Origin of the sequence: Streptococcus pluranimalium, from assembly GCF_047785745.1 — a bacterium.
In the GTDB taxonomy this organism is placed as follows: domain Bacteria; phylum Bacillota; class Bacilli; order Lactobacillales; family Streptococcaceae; genus Streptococcus; species Streptococcus pluranimalium_B.
The window spans coordinates 25,418-42,661 of the sequence record NZ_JBLOJT010000009.1 but is presented as its reverse complement, the minus strand read 5'-3'; the positions used below and the strand labels follow the sequence as shown (position 1 = coordinate 42,661).

At 38.0% G+C, this 17,244-nt stretch carries 13 protein-coding genes and 3 pseudogenes; 4 read left to right on the top strand and 12 right to left on the bottom strand.

The annotated features are described in order from the left end of the window. Positions 1-331 precede the first annotated feature (331 nt). A complete protein-coding gene (locus ACMZ6U_RS02685) occupies positions 332-553 on the top strand; it encodes an AbrB/MazE/SpoVT family DNA-binding domain-containing protein (protein ID WP_001100856.1) in 222 nt (73 codons plus the stop codon). Continuing rightward, positions 550-957, top strand: coding sequence for a type II toxin-antitoxin system death-on-curing family toxin (locus ACMZ6U_RS02680; RefSeq protein ID WP_043026593.1), 408 nt, complete (start codon positions 550-552; stop codon positions 955-957). Before ACMZ6U_RS02685 ends, ACMZ6U_RS02680 begins: the two co-directional genes overlap by 4 nt. A gap of 94 nt (positions 958-1,051) precedes the next feature. On the opposite strand, the pseudogene ACMZ6U_RS02675 reads toward ACMZ6U_RS02680, so the two are convergent. The 6 genes and pseudogenes from ACMZ6U_RS02675 to ACMZ6U_RS02650 all read right to left on the bottom strand — a co-directional run. After that, a pseudogene (locus tag ACMZ6U_RS02675) lies at positions 1,052-2,472 on the bottom strand (ATP-binding protein). Positions 2,473-2,517: 45 nt separating this feature from the next. Continuing rightward, positions 2,518-3,675 carry a helix-turn-helix domain-containing protein gene (locus ACMZ6U_RS02670; RefSeq protein ID WP_104968521.1) on the bottom strand — a complete coding sequence of 386 codons (1,158 nt, stop codon included), beginning with the start codon at positions 3,673-3,675 and terminating at the stop codon, positions 2,518-2,520. After that, positions 3,675-4,385 (bottom strand): DUF5986 family protein, encoded by a 711-nt coding sequence (locus ACMZ6U_RS02665; RefSeq protein WP_416106096.1) that lies wholly within the window; start codon positions 4,383-4,385, stop codon positions 3,675-3,677. Before ACMZ6U_RS02665 ends, ACMZ6U_RS02670 begins: the two co-directional genes overlap by 1 nt. A 246-nt stretch (positions 4,386-4,631) precedes the next feature. Continuing rightward, positions 4,632-8,996 carry an Eco57I restriction-modification methylase domain-containing protein gene (locus tag ACMZ6U_RS02660; RefSeq protein WP_416106095.1) on the bottom strand — a complete coding sequence of 1,455 codons (4,365 nt, stop codon included), beginning with the start codon at positions 8,994-8,996 and terminating at the stop codon, positions 4,632-4,634. A gap of 3 nt (positions 8,997-8,999) precedes the next feature. Next, positions 9,000-9,695: a methylase gene (locus ACMZ6U_RS02655; protein WP_416106094.1), complete on the bottom strand. Its 696-nt coding sequence runs from the start codon at positions 9,693-9,695 to the stop codon at positions 9,000-9,002. A gap of 319 nt (positions 9,696-10,014) precedes the next feature. Next, positions 10,015-10,311, bottom strand: a pseudogene (locus ACMZ6U_RS02650) (transposase); the annotation flags it as partial. Between the two features lie 93 nt (positions 10,312-10,404). Between ACMZ6U_RS02650 and ACMZ6U_RS02645 the strand changes: the two are divergent. Continuing rightward, positions 10,405-10,818, top strand: a pseudogene (locus ACMZ6U_RS02645) (tyrosine-type recombinase/integrase); the annotation flags it as partial. Between the two features lie 138 nt (positions 10,819-10,956). Here ACMZ6U_RS02645 and rpsI read toward each other — a convergent pair. The 5 genes from rpsI to rlmB all read right to left on the bottom strand — a co-directional run bounded on the left by rpsI (position 10,957) and on the right by rlmB (position 14,377). Continuing rightward, positions 10,957-11,349, bottom strand: coding sequence for a 30S ribosomal protein S9 (gene rpsI, locus ACMZ6U_RS02640; RefSeq protein ID WP_017769585.1), 393 nt, complete (start codon positions 11,347-11,349; stop codon positions 10,957-10,959). A 27-nt stretch (positions 11,350-11,376) separates the two neighbouring features. After that, entirely contained in the window at positions 11,377-11,823 is a 447-nt protein-coding gene (rplM, locus tag ACMZ6U_RS02635) for a 50S ribosomal protein L13 (RefSeq protein ID WP_018380541.1), read from the bottom strand. A gap of 173 nt (positions 11,824-11,996) precedes the next feature. Next, positions 11,997-12,857 (bottom strand): DegV family protein, encoded by an 861-nt coding sequence (locus ACMZ6U_RS02630; protein WP_416106093.1) that lies wholly within the window; start codon positions 12,855-12,857, stop codon positions 11,997-11,999. A gap of 235 nt (positions 12,858-13,092) precedes the next feature. Further along, positions 13,093-13,608: an NYN domain-containing protein gene (locus tag ACMZ6U_RS02625; RefSeq protein WP_416106092.1), complete on the bottom strand. Its 516-nt coding sequence runs from the start codon at positions 13,606-13,608 to the stop codon at positions 13,093-13,095. 19 nt (positions 13,609-13,627) lie between these two features. Then, positions 13,628-14,377 carry a 23S rRNA (guanosine(2251)-2'-O)-methyltransferase RlmB gene (gene rlmB, locus ACMZ6U_RS02620; protein WP_416106091.1) on the bottom strand — a complete coding sequence of 250 codons (750 nt, stop codon included), beginning with the start codon at positions 14,375-14,377 and terminating at the stop codon, positions 13,628-13,630. A 717-nt stretch (positions 14,378-15,094) separates the two neighbouring features. On the opposite strand from rlmB, the gene ACMZ6U_RS02615 reads away from it, so the two are divergent. Continuing rightward, positions 15,095-15,820, top strand: coding sequence for a MerR family transcriptional regulator (locus ACMZ6U_RS02615; protein ID WP_416106090.1), 726 nt, complete (start codon positions 15,095-15,097; stop codon positions 15,818-15,820). Positions 15,821-15,881: 61 nt separating this feature from the next. Here the strand turns inward: ACMZ6U_RS02615 and radA are convergent, their stop codons facing one another. Continuing rightward, the gene (radA, locus tag ACMZ6U_RS02610) at positions 15,882-17,243 is read right to left on the bottom strand and encodes a DNA repair protein RadA (RefSeq protein ID WP_416106099.1); all 1,362 of its coding nucleotides are present in this window, start codon (positions 17,241-17,243) and stop codon (positions 15,882-15,884) included. Between the last annotated feature and the right edge of the window lies 1 nt (position 17,244).

Sequence of the window (17,244 nt, the reverse complement as noted above, 5' to 3'; positions counted from 1 at the left end):
AAAACACCCCATGGTGTGAACCATGAAGTGTTGTAAATGCTGTATTGTAGCTGGTTCTTAACGTTTTGAGAACTGGCTAGCTTTACGAGCTTTCTTAAGACCTGGTTTTGGGTGACAAAAACCAAATCTCTGTAAAAGACTATTAAATCAAGCTTTCAAAACTCTTTTTCATTAAATAAACAGACTTCTAAATCAATCCTGAAAATCATGGATTACCAATAGATTACCAAAAATTTAGTTTTCGGAGCTTATGTAGTTAAGAAACAATGTGTATTCACTTTACTTTTTTGTAAGTTCATTTTATAATGTATATACAAACGGAGGTAGAACCATGAATGTTATCTTGAGAAAAACAGGAAATAGTACTGTCATTACAATTCCCAATAAAATTAAAGAAACTCTTGGAGCAGAAATTGGAGAAGAAATTGAATTTGTCACTTCAGGAAATAACGTCATCATTCGTAAAGCTGAGCCAAAATTTGATTTTGATAAGGAACTAGAAAAAGCCATGAACCAATACGATGAGCTTTTGAAAGAATTGGTGGATAGATGAGATATCTAACTGCTGAAGATATTATCAAAATCAATGTCATGGTTATTGGCAAATATTCTCCTAATGAACCTGTTGGCATTGCTGATCCAAACAGTCTTCGAATGATTGTTGAACAGCCTAAACAAGAGATTTTCGGCAAAGTTCTCTATCCAGATATCTACAGTAAAGCTGCTATTATCTGGATAAATTTGATTAAAAAACATCCTTTTTATAATGCCAATAAACGAACTGCTGTTCTTGCCTTGCATATGTTTCTAGCAATGAATGGTTACCAATCCAATCTTTCCTTACAGGATGGACTTGAAAAGACAGTTGAAATTGCTACCTTTCAAGGAGATTTTGAAGATTTAAAGAAAACAATTATTCAATTCCTCAAGCAAGATGGAAACATAACAAAATTATAATTAAAAAGTGATTATCAGCCTTTCGTTGAAGAACACTTTTATGTTCTATTGTATTCTACTGTATTCTTTATTACTAATAGTATCCTGACTGCAATCATTTATCAACTAAAAGATAATATTGATTGCGGTCATTTTTACTTGATCCAAACCAAGTAATGATTTCTAAATCACGAAGATGATGTAACATTTTAACAACAAATACTCGACTTCTTCCTGTTAATTCAATCGCCTTTGCTGTTGTCATTTTATCACCAGAATTATACATGTAGTGAACGATAGCTTGTTCATCAGCATTTAGAGTTCCAAAATCAAAAAACTGTTTTTCCAAGCTATCTCGTGTTCGTAGATGTCGACTAACAATGTTATTTTCAAGGATTAGAACTACCTTATTACCTGGCTCTGAATATTTAGGTTCATGAAGAAAAGCTGATTCCATTTCAGAATAGATACGCTTAACACCCTCGTTCATTTCACGAACCCAACCAAATTCAGTCAGGGTTCTCGCAATCCGAGGATTTCTTGAAAAACGTTCATGCTTGATATTGTCAACGGTGACGATATTGGGTAATTTCCCTGGGCTGTGAATCTCTAAGCGATCATCGAACATGAGTACACGAATGTGATCTCCATAGACAGAGTAATCACGGTGAGTTACTGCATTGACAACACCTTCAAACCAAGCAAACTCAGGATATTCAGGCAATATTTGAAATTGACCATTATCGTCTAAGTACTGAAATTCCCGCAACTGAGTACGGATAAAATCTCGAACTTTTATAATCAGTACTGGCAAAGCATCATCAAAAGTCACTTCTTTGATGACATTAAAGCTACTGCCTGTACCCATATCCGTGCCATCAAACCTCTGGAAGCGAACACGAGCTTGCGGAAAGAATGCTGACGGATACTTTCCAAAAAGCAAAATAGCGGCTTTAGTCAATTTTCCATTAACCAAAAAACGTCTAGCTTTGAGAATTGCCTCTGTGGAGCGCTCTGATAAATCAAAGTGACTTTTGAAATCCTGTACGATAGATTCATCAATATCTTCCAGACTGGCGTCTGGCACCACTTCATCTTCAAAGAAACGTTGTCCCTTGTCATAGCTGAGCTGAGTGCGTTGCTCGTAGCTCAACTTGACTGTTTCATTACCCTGACGAAGATAAACATCATCATTTGGTGCTGCAATCACACGATTTGATGACAATTCCACAGAGATAACTAAAACGAAATCTTCTTCACCCTTATGATTGATTACAGGGATTTCCTCAAAGGAGTCTCACGCATCTCACGGTCAATCTTTTTGAAATCGTCTATGGGATAAGCCCTGCCGTCCTTGAAACCAGTGATAATATTTTCTTGTTTCTCGTCCTCAATACCAATAACCAGTTGACCGCCATCCGCATTTGCAAAAGCAATCAAGTGCTTAAGCAATTCCTGAGGCTTCTTGCGTGCTGATTTTCTATCTAGATATTGGCTTTCTGGAGAGAATTGGTAGTGGAAGAGGGTTTGATTCATGTGTTGCTCCTTAAACAAATAAAAGAGTTAATTAAAATCTAGGGCTTATAAAGTCCCACCTTTTAACTGAACAATATTATTTCTATCTTGAAATAATCTCTCCCTTGGAATATCCATGAGCTCTGAGAGGATTTCTATAGGAAGAGGATAACCGTATTTTAGATTAAATCGCTGTACGATCGATTGCTTCTCAAATAAGCCAGCATCCGTTAATAATTTATATGCTTGTTTAGCAAGGATTGGTCGTGGCACCGGAACGCTTGCATCCTCAGGTTCTTCTCTTCGCCAGCCTCTGGCACTCATTCTTTTTTGTAAGCGAGTATATTGTTCCGATGTCAGTAAATTTAAATCCTTGGCACGGTAGACCATACTAGCTATAGACACATTCCATTTTGACTTCAATTTTAAATAATGTCCAAGATCTTCTTCATGACCTTTTATATCTTTAGAAAAGGCAGAGGCAGGTAACAGAAAACTGGAAGCAAATCTATTAGCTTCTTGCTCCATTTTTCTATATTCAGTATTGGATAATTCTTGTGGATGTACTATTTGAGCATGCAAAGCCCAATGCCCTAACTCATGAGCTAAGCTAAACTGTTGTCTAAAAAAATTATTATTATCTTGATCAATTAAAATACAGTAGTACCGTTCAGAATTTGCTCCTGTTTTCAATTCAACAAAACTTCCAAAAGCATCTACTTTTTCAGACCTTGAATTAATTATTGCAATATGAAAACCGTGTGTTTCTAGTAACCTTAGAACACTGAAAATTGGTTTGTCACCTAATCCCCAATTCTCTCTTATCTGACTAGCCACCTCCTCAGGCGAGGCATTTTCTCGGCTTTCAAATTCTGCTAATTTGGGGAAATCAACATAATCTTCAAAAAAATTTGCCAAGAGTGCCAATGCTTTTTTTAACATCTCACTGGACTTCTTCTCTGCTTGTGAGGAGGTTAATTTACTCCTATAAAAAGTCCCAAAGTCACTAGTCAAAAATTTATCTTTTGTTTGATAATATGACAATGGAAATCCTAATTCAAAAATTATTTTTTGCAATACTTCTGAGCTCGGCTTCGATAAATTTTTTTCGTATTTAGAAATCATTTGCTTAGAAACTCCAATATTATCTGCCAATTGGCTAATTGAATACTGTCTAAAATATCTTGATTCTCGTAGTCTATCCCCATTAAATTCTTGAACCATTATAAAATTCCTTTTAATTTGGATTTCAATGTGACAAGCTGAGGCTCATCAACTGAATTATTAACCTGCTCATCATGTATAACTTCAGTTGTAATTGTACCAACCGAACTTGGAAGTAATTGCGAAACATCTGCAGAACTAACCAATAAAAATTGTGGGGTGTAGTCTGCTAGTGAAGCACTTACAGCCTCCTGACCTACATAATCAACAACCAAAAATCTAATCTTAGTCACTATATCACAGTCCTCTCCAAGCATCCTCGTCAAATCTGCTTCTTTTCTTTTCAATTCAGAATTATCAGTATCAAAAAGAGATAACTGTTTCACTTCCTGTTCAGGGTAAAGCCCCTCATTTTTCAAGAGCAAACTTAAAGAATAATGGGTAGAAATTCCTTTTTTAAAATATTGATTACGAATTGTCCTAAAATTATTTTTTGAGAAGAATGCTATTAATTCACCCGTCTCAATATTTAGTATCGGATCAAATTGCCAAATCCCCCTCTTGATATGCAAAACTTTCCAAATACTACTATTTTTAAATAAGTCTCGTAGCATATCTGATCTTCGTCCCCAAACATTCTGAAAAATTCCATTTTGACTTGTTTCTGAGATAGCAGCTTTAAAATCCTGCTCAAGATTTCTAGTAGTAAAGCTCATTACATCTAAACACTTAGCAATAACTTCCTTGTCAAAATCATTAGTCTGATTCATCTATTCACCCCAATTCATTTGTTATTTTAAAGTCATTATAGCAGATAAAAGGGACAAAAACAAGAAAAACCACCACAAAAGTCAACTGTTTTTTGTGGTGGTTTAAAAACTACCCCATCTCCTGCACTTTACTTTCAATAAAGGCAATTTCATCATCTGAAAGTCCTTATTTTCGATAGAGTTACCCGTCTAACTCAGCGATTGATTGTGACCAATCAATGTCCGAATTCGACGTTTCCTCTATTTCTAGTCCATTCTTCTAACATTCGCTTTCAGTTCAGCAATAATATTGTCTGGAACATTAAAATAATCATAAAGCTGTCTTTCAATCTCTTCAACCGACTTCGACCAATCTATTTGAGAATAATCATTAAAATCAAACCAAGGAACATTGCTCCAAACCTCTTTCGATTGATTGTGTTGAGTTACCTTGAGTGTTCCTAGCATCGCACGAGCTATATCTGTTTTGATGTACTTCCAACAGTTTTCAGCTTCCACTTCAGTATCAAATGCACCAAAAGAAATAAAGGTTTGTGTATGACCCACGAGTGGGGTACCCACGAGTGGGGTCGATAGAACTTCGCCTATCGCCCCACTTCCGTTGGAAGCGGGTAAAAACACTTTGTATTTATTCAGATTAGGATGTTCTTCAATTAAATCGCTATCAAGCCAATTTGTAACACGCTCATTATTGATACGTCCGTATATCCCAATTTGATTATCTGATTGTTTTTTATCCGAGAATATCTCTGGTAGTTTCTCGAAAATATTTGATCCAATCGATTTTTCTTCTGCTAAAGAAACTCTTCCCTTCAATTCTGGATAACGATTGTAAAGGCTACTGCTAAATTTATAACTACTCTTACCATAAAGATATTCATTAAACGATTTCTTAACTTTATTGCGTACTAAATGCAACAAGTCATTTAGCCATTCAATCGGTGTGAAGGTCTCAATAGCACCAAAGTTTTGATTAACATCCCGATAAGTAACGGCTACCCCACCCTTGATATCTGTATTTGGAAAGACTTCTTCTGATTTTTGAGCGAAGTAAACCACTTTAAGATGTTCGTCTTCTAACATTTTCTGATTCCATACCTTTGGAGTCTGACCAGCATTAAAGAGAAAACGAGCTGGTGTAATCAGAACTGCCTTATCTGCGACTTCATAAGCTAAATCCATAAATTTATGATAGATTGGCTCGTCACGGGCTACCTCTCCAACTCCTTCATTTTGATACGGAGGATTTCCAATTACTACATCAAATTTCACGTTTCTAAATGCCTCCTCCACTTGAGTTTTCCCTTTGTCTAGGTCTGTTTTTAGGGTATCCGTTAGGTTTTCAATATAGGTTACATTGGTTTTGTAATTCCGATAACCGGTCAATGTGCGTTCGGTGATGGTTTTTGCCATTGGTGTTTTCGCAATAGCATAGATATTATTTGCTAAAATCTCTTGATAGACCTGGTCAGCTTCAAAATGATTGTCATCATTTGCCGCCACTCTTTGATAATACAGGCTAATAGCACTGTGAAGAGGATAAAGACCAGTCTTCGAGTTAATATCTAAGATCTTTGTTTCTTTTTGATAGATGGATGATGTGACATCATTTTCTACCCAGTGTAGGTTTGAAGTCGCTCCATCTGTTACCGACTCAAAATTATCATCATAGAAATTCAAGCCACCTACTGATTTTATCACTTGAAGATTGACTACACGCCACGGTGTCAGCACAGTTTCTTTGTCAGGATTTTTAAAGGTGCTAAACAACTCAGCGATGTTTTCTGCCCGTTCAATAAAGTCCAAACTATCAAAAGATTTTGCTCGCTGGCGAATAATTCTTCCAGCCTCAATAAAGACTTCTGCATCATAATACTTGGTAATCTCACTAAACATTCCCTTAGTGAAACCTTTTGGCATGAACTCTTTCCACGATTCATCATCCACCTGCTGGATAAATTCTTGAATAGTGATATCTTTTGATAAGTCAACCGCCATGCCATAAATCATCATAGGAATACGGATAGATACCCCACGCAAAATAGAAATCATATTCTTACGTTGTTTCTTAGCTTCGTTTTGCTTTTCGATGGCTTCTAGCTCTTCTGGTGTCCGTTTGGCTTTTGGTTTCTTCTTGGCTCGCTCAGCCTGCTCATGTTCTTCATCCGTTAGACCATTATCATTGATAATGACTTTTTTAGGTGTTTTTTGACTCTGTGTCTTACCAACGATAGCATTTAGTTTGGTAAACATGCTTGCATCATCAGCGGTTAAAGTTAAAAGATTGTCATTATATAGACTGTCATCTTCGAAACCTGACCGCACTGCCTTTTCAGCATAAACTTTCTTGAGCTGTGTCAGCATTCTATCCACATCGTAGGTCTTCATTCCATTGTCTGAAGCCCCTAAGATTGGCATAAAGTTTAGAAGACGAGCCATAGCTTGCTTTTGTGCTTGCGTATTTTTCTTCCCTACACCTGAGTTAATCTGAGCACTCTCCGCCATGACAGTCAAGGCTCTATCAGGAGCAAAATCAAAGACATAACAATTTGTCTTCATTCCCAATTTCTCATGAGAAAAAGGCGTCTGAGCACGAAAGGCAGCTTGTAGGTAATTCATGGCACTATTGGTATTTGACAAAAACAAGACCGCTGTCCACTCTGGAATATTAACACCTGTAGTTAGTTTACGAACCGTCAGGGTAATGGTTTTTGTCTGCGAAGGGGCTTTACCAATAGCAGAACGAACTTTCTCTATGTCCGCATCGTTAGCAATTCCATCATCGCTACTTGCTCCTCGAACAACATTAACAATTTTATATTCTTTCCCGAAAATAGGGTGTTCTTTAAGCAAGCCCTCAAAAGCATTAGCTTCCTTAACACCTGGCATGAGCCAAAGCGTATGACGCAACTCTTCACGATAAGACTTCGTTGAAAAAGGGTAGTTCGTACGACTATCTGGATGTGTGATATTATCTAAGAATTGGCGAACCTCTTGCTTATAAACAAGTTGACCATCCTCAGCCACACGGAAAAATTCCCTAAAGTTGAACGATTTACTCTCATCAGAAAAACGTTCCTTATGCTTCATTTCAAAAGTGTACATCGATACTTTTGGCAAAGTTTCATAAGGATTTGGATCACTTGGACGTTCTAATTCCCACTTCTTCTTAGCCTGTTGTTCCATGACATAGTCCCAAGTATAAACTTGCTCCTCGTCAAATTGATCCAAAAGATTGAAAGGTGTCCCAGATAGTTCAAGTATCTTAGTATGTTCCTTGACGAGTTCTTTCATTACCGAATCACTAAGCTCTGTCTGGGTTCCCTCGTGCGCCTCATCAATGATAATCAAATCCCAATCCACATCCGCAAAATCTTTCAGATTGGTTTGACCACCATTATACCGAAGCAATTGGATTGAAGCGAAATACACAAAAGGTTTCTCACCTCGCTTCAGATTTTCAAGCGTTTCTCCTTGATTGACTGAACCATAATCATACCCATCGGCGCTCATCTTCATTTTCTTGAAATCATCAAACCAAGAATCCGCCACAACAGGACGATGAGTCATGATGAGCACTCTTTGAAAGGCTTCATTCTTGACTAATTGCAAGGATGTCAGGGTTTTACCAAAACGCATTTTAGCATTCCAGAGCATCCTATCTTTTTTCTTAAAGACTTTTTGCGTCTGCTCGACCGCTGCCTCTTGTTCTGGACGAAGGGTGATAGCTGGTTCTTCAACAAATGATTCTTTGGCAGTAATATTTAGATAATTTCTACCTTCTTTAACAGCTTTAATAGCAGCCTTAGCTGTCTCTAAATCCGTCTTGAACCACTCTGTTCCTTCCAGTTGTTCAGCATGTTTAATCCCTGAACGCCTCAAGACATTATGCACATCATAATCATGAAACCAGGACTTGGTCGCCTTTTTGTAAGCAAGCTCTACCCAACCAAGCGTGTAAGGCAGGCCAGATGTTTTCATGTATTGATTAATACGTTTTGGGGCAACAGTACGTAAAAAGTCACTATTAGGAGACCAGTCCGTCTCAATATCATCCGAAGAAACGCTACCTTCACCAATTTTTTGTGTACCTTCAAAAGCATTGAACAACCCACTTTGATTATCAACCGTCTGAATATAAATAAATTTTCTTTCAGCAGTTCGGTACATTTCTTGTGCCCTTGGTTCTAAGAATCGACCAATAGCACTTGCTTTAATATCTGTATTGATATAAGTCAACATGACCCAAGCAAGAATATCAAACACCTGTTCTAATGATTTTAAAGCATTCTCTTTGGTTGCATCTGCTGGATTTAAAATATGAGCAGAATTATTCCCTTTTCCCTTGATATCATAAAAGTGATCGACGATTGTTTTATTGGGAATAAAGTCTCTTATCTCTCTTAGTGCGTCATTAAAGGTGGCACGTTCACGAATATCTAAATATTCTCTATCGGCAACCAACCTCGCTGTATTCTCAGCAACTTTTCTTACCTTAATTAGCGTGCCTTCATAGTCTCCGTGTGTATAATTTTCTTCAGCCATATTTATGGTTCTAAAAAGCTCAGCTGTATCCATATCAATTGCCAAAAATTCAAAATTTGAAATCATAGCCTAATCTCCTAGTAAATACACTTTTTGAATGTTTATTTCTTCTACAACTACTGCATTTCCAACAATATCATCCTCTAATTTAAATTCATCATCTATATCAAAAAAACTCAATTGTCCTTCCACAATAGTCCGATCATCTTCAACATCTTTACCTAAAAGCTCTGATAATGCAAAAGGAATTTTCCTTACCAAACTAGGATGATCTTTGACAAGCTGCCATTCATTAAACCAAATAGGTTCTCCTGTAACAGGATGTTGCTGAGTCAAGGTATTTCCTCTAACAATATTTTTATGGATAAGATAGTGAGCAGATTTATAAATATCACTCTTACTAGTCAGTTTGACACCAAAAGTTCGCTCATACCAATCTAAATAATACAGAAACATTCGTGAGCGTGCGACTTCTAAATTATCTTCTAGAAATTCAATACCGTAAATGGAAGAAAGAGCTATTAAAGATTTCGTCTTCCAGTTGCGTTCGTCATACTGTTCCACCACAGTGGCTAACTTTCTCTCTAAAATAGCTTGTAAAAAATTCCCATCTCCCGCAGAAGGTTCTAAAAGTGTTGCGGATATATTTTCGCAAGCCTCTTTAACACCTGGCGTGTCTAACATTTTTTGAACCATCCAAGATGGCGTAAAGACTTCACCATGCTTTTGCACACGTTGTTTTGATTTGATTAAGTTCTCTTCCAAAACCTACTCCTTGAAACCGTTTATCTTCTTTTCTTATTATACCATTTTCTAACTTTATCTCGAACTATTTCTCAAAGGGTCTGGGGATTCTCCCCAGATATTAAAAATATCAGGAAAAGTGTCAGTTCGACCGTTCCTGATGTTTTATTTATTGCGATAGTGTGTATACACTATCTGAGCTCGCAAAGACCTAAAATTATGTTTTTGTATCAATTCTAAATTCCCCGTGCCAGACACGGTGGCTGACATTGTCAGACAATCATTTTTTAGAAGGACATAAGAAAACCGCAGATAAATTCCTGCGGTTTCATTTACTTATTTAATGTTTAGTAGACTTCTTTTTCAGGTTAACTGAGAGTCCCTTTTCCAATTCATCCAATAATTGAGTTATCAACTGACCAAGTTCTATAAAATTCTGTTGTGAAATATATCCAACCTGAGTTGACAACTTGGCAATCCCATTAATTGATCTGCCAATCTGAATGAATCGCTCTGTCAGTTGCTCATACTCTGGAAAATTAATCGTCCATGATTCAATCTCTTGGTTAAATAATTTCTTTCTGGCAAAAGCGGAAAAGTTTGACTCTTTTTCATTAGCCATTAATGCTAACAATCGTTATATCTATCCGCAATCACTTGCAAAGGGGAATAATACTCTGGTTTGAGATAAGTTGTTGACTGATCTTCTGTCTCTCTAGAACAATTATCTAGCATACGCTCTATATACCTTGATGATGAAACCTGTTCTATCCTCAACAAATGGAAACAGGAAACTAGCAGAGAAAAGTGGCAATTATCAGTACAGCCTCTTTCTCTCGACAAAGAATTTATGTTGACATACTGCAACCGAGATGGTGAGATAGAACCCTTACACGCTGACTACATCAACAACATTCTCAAGCGAACCATTCGTCAACAAAATCTCAAGAAAATCAGCCTACATGAGTTTAGACACACTCACGCAACCTTGATGATTGAAATGGGAATTGACCCAGTCAATACTGCTAAACGCTTAGGCCATGCAATCAGCCAGATGACTTTAGAAACTTATAGCCATGCCACAAAAGCTGGTGAAAAACAATCCATTACAAAATTCGCAGAATACCTCGATAAAGCTAAATAACCTTAGCTTTCTTTTTCCACTAAAATTTAACCAGGTCTTAAGAGATTACCAAAAAGATTACCAAGCCCACTTTTCCACAAAAAAAGCACTTTGCAAGAGACTTGCAAAATGCTTGTGAACGCTGATGTAAAGCGGTTCTTAACGTTTTGAGAACTGACTTGCTTTACGAGCTTTCTTAAGACCTGGTTTTTTACGTTCAACCATACGTGCGTCACGTGTAAGAAGTCCAGCGCGTTTCAATGAATCGCGGAAGTCTGGGTCTACTTGAAGAAGCGCACGTGCAATACCGTGACGGATCGCACCTGATTGACCACCGTATCCACCACCATTAACGTTAACGAAAACGTCGTATGAACCTTCAGTTGAAGTCACTGCGAATGGTTGGTTGATAACAAGACGTAGGTCTGCGTGTGGGATGTATTCTTCTACATCTTTTTGATTAACTGTGATTTTACCAGTACCTGGTACCAAACGAACGCGTGCAACCGCGTTTTTACGACGACCAGTACCTGCATATTGTGCTTGTGCCATGTTTATGTTGCTCCTTTCCTCTTAGAATTAGATAAGTCCTGAGATATCAAGTACTTCTGGTTGTTGAGCAGCGTGTGTGTGCTCAGCGCCTGTGAAGACTTTCAATTTCATACCTTGTGCGCGTCCAAGAGTATTGTGTGGAAGCATACCTTTAACTGATTTTTCGATCAAACGCACAGCGTTTTTAGAACGAAGTTCACCAGCAGAGATTTGTTTCAAACCACCTGGATACATTGAGTGAGTGTAGTAGATTTTATCAGTTGCTTTTTTACCAGTTAATTTAACTTTTTCAGCATTGATAACAATCACAAAATCACCTGTATCAGTGTGTGGTGTGAAAGTTGGTTTGTTTTTTCCGCGAAGTACGCTAGCAACTACTGCAGAAAGACGTCCAAGTGGCACATCTGTTGCGTCAACAACGTACCATTTGCGTTCAACTTGGCCTGGTTTAGCCATGAAAGTTGTTTTGTTCATGATTTCTCCTATACGAATTCGTAATATTTGTTTACAAGTGTTGGTGGGTGTTCCGTCCCACGCAAAGGTATTTGGAAGGTTCCGGGGCCTTTCAAATGGGGTAAACAATACCGTTTAATATCATATCAAAAAACACTGACTTAAGTCAAGTGTTTTTTCTTTTTATTTCAAGTTCATCGCTCTCTCTTTCCTACTGAAAATAGAGCCAGGGTCCCAGGTCCAACATGGGCTGCTATAACAGGTCCCAAAGGAAGTTGGAGAACACATTCCACACCGTCTTTTTCCAACAACTTCTCCTCAATTTCTTGAGCGGCTTCTGGATCATTGGCATGGGCAACCACAACTGTCCCCAAATCTAAATCTTGGACCGATCTGCCAATCATCTCTCGAATACCTTTTTTACGACCCCTAACCTTGATTAAAGGAGCTAGTTTCCCTTGTCCATCAATCCACAAAAGGGGCTTGATATTAACCAAGCTACCGACGATTGCGGAACTTTTAGAAAGACGACCGCCTCGCATCAAATGATAGAGATCATCCACTAGAAAGTGACTGTACAGACGTGGAGCAATAGACTTCATTTCAGAAACAACTTGTTCTAAAGATAATCCTTGATCACGTTTTTCAGCTGCTAACATGACTAAGAACCCTTCACCACCTGCTGCTGCCAAGGTATCGACAATTTCGATACGAGCTTCGGGATATTCTTCTAAAATCATGTCACGCGCCATGACAGCAGATTGATAAGTCCCCGACAAAACAGATGAAAAAGCCATATATAAGATGTCATTGCCTGCTTTTACTTCTTGTTTAAAATAAGCTTCGAAAGTACCGACGTTGACCTGACTAGTTGTCGGCTTCCCGCCATCTTTCATAGCATTCAGCAAAACTTCTGAGGTTATGCGATTTTCTCCAACCGTTTCATAAGTTTTTCCATCAAGGGTAATGGTCAACCCTAAAACTGTTACATCCTTGTTTTTAGCCCAAATGTCATCAAGATCCGCTGTAGAATCAGTTATAAGTTTAAAAGTCATTGCAGTCTCTTTTCAAATAGTTTTATACTGATTTTAATTCAAAATCTGAATATAGAATTATGGTTCGAGTCTCCTTATCCTAGTAAATCGTCCAGATTTACACCTTGTACTTAAATGGTTTCAGATTTAGATTTTCATTGAGTATTATTTTCAAAGTTTTTTAGTATTATAACAAAAAAAACACTCAAGGAGTGATTTCTTCAAAAATTTTCTTAACAAATTATGATATATCCACTTATAATTCATCCAAGAGATGCTGCAATTGAGACAGTTGCTGTTCATCCCACGGTCTCAACTTTGGGGTCTTCATATCAATGTTTTGCGACATCTTGTCCAAATCGGATTTTACCGTATTAACCCTCTCTTCTAACTCACGTGCCGGTATGCGAAGTGCCCCTTGAGAAAAGACAGTCCATTGCTCATTAAGGTCGCTAGTTGCGACTTCTACCAGATTGATGGGGTTGTTAAGCTCAGCTGCCAACCGTTCAATATAGCTATCAGCCGTCTCATCCTCTTCTGTGAAAATGACCTCAACCCGATACTGATCATAACGCTGACGACTACCCGGCACAAACTGCGCATCAAAGACACAAATAATATCCAGATGTTCAAAGTTAGCGTAGTTATTAAGCTTTCGTAAAAGCACATTGCGAGCATCGTCTAACTGATTTTTCTTAAAGAGCTGTCGTGTCTCCTGCCAAAAGGCAATCATGTTATAGCCATCAACGAGGAGAATACGTTTTTTAACCATCTCTTTCTCCTTTTCTCGCTTAAATCTTGTTTCGGAAAACCTCGTACATGAGCACTGCTGCCGCCACACTGGCATTCAGACTTTGCACATGGCCATCCATAGGGATGGTGATCATTTCGTCCACTTGTTTTTTGATATTTTGGGAAATCCCTTTACCTTCATTTCCGATAATCAAGGCAAGTTTACCACTGGTATTCCATTTGTGGGATGGGGTACCATTCATATCCGTTCCAAATGTCCAGAAACCAGCTTCCTTGAGCTTATCAAGGGTTTGACTGAGATTAGTCACACGAGCAATCGGTACATGTTGAACCGCACCAGTAGAGGTTTTAGCAACGACTGGCGTGACACCGACAGCCCTGTGTTTAGGAATAATAACCCCTGCCACTTTGGTCGCGTCAGCTGTTCGTAAGATAGAACCAAAGTTATGAGGATCCGTCAAGCCATCCAAAATCAAAATCAAAGGATTCTCTTCGCTTTCTGCTTTTTTGAGAATATCATCCAGCTCAGCGTAAGCAAACTCTGATACCCGAAGGACAAATCCTTGGTGCACAGCGCCATCTGTCATCTCAGACAAGCTTCTCTTGGGTGTCCAAGAGATAGAGACTTTTTTCTCCGCTGCAAGAGCCTTGATTTTATCGACATTTTTCCCTTTGAGGTCATCTTGGATATAAAGTTTATTACCAGTATTAGCTTCTAGGCTTTCAGTGACCGCATGGACACCGTAAACCATATCATTATGTTCTTGTTCTCTATGTTTTTCTTTCATAAAACCATTATAGCATGGATAGAAAGAAATAAGCAGTCAAGTAACACTAATATAACCATCTAATCTATTCATAAGGGTACCTCTAAAAACCCCCTAAATTGCCCCAAAATGAGATAATAGAATCAAAAGTAATGAGGAGAGCTGTCATGTATTTATTCACAGACGATGAAAAAATCTTGTCAAAACTATCAGAGAAAGGTAATCCCTTAGAACGTTTGGATGCCATTATGGGCTTAGTGCGCCCATAGGAAAATAAGCCAGAAGTAAGCTTCGAAAGCGAAGCTTACTGGAAATAATGCTTACAAATAGGGCTTACTTAATAACTACTTGAAGTTTTTAGACGTGCCCATAAATGTTATACTAATACTAAAGGTAGAATGATCAAAAACAGGGGGAAAGCTATATGTTTCGATTACTAGTAATTGTAGGATTTCTTATCTATCTCGTCACAGGATTAATACTGATTAGAAACCACGCTAAACTAGATATTTCTAGACCACTCAAACTCTTATTACTGCTCATTTTTATTCTTATTTTAGTTTTACTTATTTATACATCGCTTTTTCTCATCCTGTTTGGTTATAATTCATAACTCTTCCTACTTCTAAAAATCCTGCTTTTTTAAGAGCAGGATTTTTTAGTTATTTTTTTTAAAAAACACTTGACTACTACCTTACGTCATAGTTTATCATTGCAATAGTGAGAGGAGGAAAAGATATGAAAACCATAAAAGAAGTTAGTAAAATGGCAGGTATTAGTGTTAGAACGTTGCAATATTATGATAAAATTAGTCTCCTAAATCCAACAAGTTACTCCAGTGCTGGATATAGATTGTATAGCGATAAGGACTTAGAAAAGTTACAACACATTTTATTGTTTAGAGAATTAGAATTTCCCTTAAAAATTATCAAGGAAATCATTAATAAACAGCATTTTGATAAACAGAAAGCCTTGGAACAACAAATTAAGTTATTAACCTTGAAGAAAGAGCACCTAGAAACACTAATTACCTTCGCAGAAAGTATTAAAGAAATGGAGATAAACAATATGGACTTTACAGCATTCAATACAAAACAAATAGATGAATACACCCAAAAAGCTAAGGCATTTTGGGGTCAGACAGACGAATTCAATGAATTTACCGAGAAGCAAGAGAATCGAAGTATCAACGACACCAATATTGTCAATCAACAGTTAATGATGATTTTTGCAGAGTTTGGAAAAATCAAAACAAATAATTACGACTCAAAAGAAGCGCAAACTTTAGTCAAAAAACTACAAGATTTTATTACAATTCATTTCTATCATTGTTCAAATGACATCCTGCTCAGCCTTGGTAAAATGTATATAAATGACAGTGAGTTTACGCAAAACATCGATGCGTTTGCAGGAGAGGGGACTGCACTGTTTGTAAACAAAGCTATTGAATGTTACTGTCAATAATATTTTATAATCTGAAAAAGCACCTACTAAATATAAGCAGGTGCTATTTTAGTAGATACTCTTAAGCAAACACTTTTTTCAAGACTTCTCCAACGGTTGAAACGCCAATAACTTGGATATTATTCGGAATATCAATGCCTTGGAGGGAATTTTTAGGGGCGTAGATTTTGGTGAAGCCCAACTTGGCAGCTTCATTGATACGTTGTTCGATGCGGGTTACGCGACGAATTTCACCTGTTAAGCCAATTTCGCCGATAAAGGATTCTTGTGGGTTGGTTGGTTTTTCTTTGTAACTTGAAGCAATGGCTACCGCGACAGCAAGGTCTATTGCTGGCTCATCCAGTTTTACGCCACCCGCTGACTTGAGGTAGGCATCCTGATTCTGTAGCAGCAAACCACATCGTTTTTCAAGAACCGCCATAATCAAGCTGACCCGATTAAAGTCTAGCCCTGTAGTCGTACGTTTAGCATTTCCAAAAACAGTTGGCGTCACAAGAGCTTGAACCTCCGCCAAAATAGGGCGAGAACCTTCCATGGTAACGACAATAGCTGATCCTGTCGCTCCATCTAAACGCTCTTCTAGAAAGACTTGGCTAGGATTTAAAACTTGAACCAAACCACCCGACTGCATCTCGAAAATCCCAATTTCATTGGTTGAACCAAAACGGTTTTTAACGGCACGAAGGATACGAAAGGTATGATGGCGTTCCCCTTCAAAATAAAGCACCGTATCCACCATGTGCTCCAGCATACGAGGTCCAGCCAAAGTCCCTTCCTTAGTCACATGACCAACGATAAAGGTGGCAATATTGTTGGTTTTGGCTAAATTCATCAGCTCTGCAGTCACTTCACGGACTTGAGATACCGAACCTTGCACACTTGAAACCTCAGGACTCATGATGGTTTGGATAGAGTCAATAATGAAAAAATCTGGCTTGATTTTTTCAATCTCCGCTCGGATATTCTGCATGTTGGTCTCGGCATAAAGGTAAAACTCATTATCAATATCACCTAGACGCTCACTGCGTAGCTTTATCTGCTCTGCTGATTCTTCCCCAGAAACATAGAGCACTGTTCCACGATTGGCAAGTTGTGTTGATACTTGGAGGAGTAGCGTTGACTTCCCAATGCCGGGATCACCACCGATCAAGACAAGACTGCCTGGAACAACACCCCCACCTAACACTCGGTTAAATTCGTCCATGTCAGTTTTAGTACGGGCATAGTTAATAGAATCTACATCTTTCAACTTGGTTGGACGTGTTTTTTCACCTGTTAGGCTGACCCTAGCATTTTTAACTTCTTGTACCTCTACTTCTTCGATAAAGGAAGACCAAGCCGAACAGTTGGGACAACGTCCTAAGTATTTTGGTGAGTTATAACCGCACTCTTGACAGACAAAACTCGATTTTTTCTTAGCGATA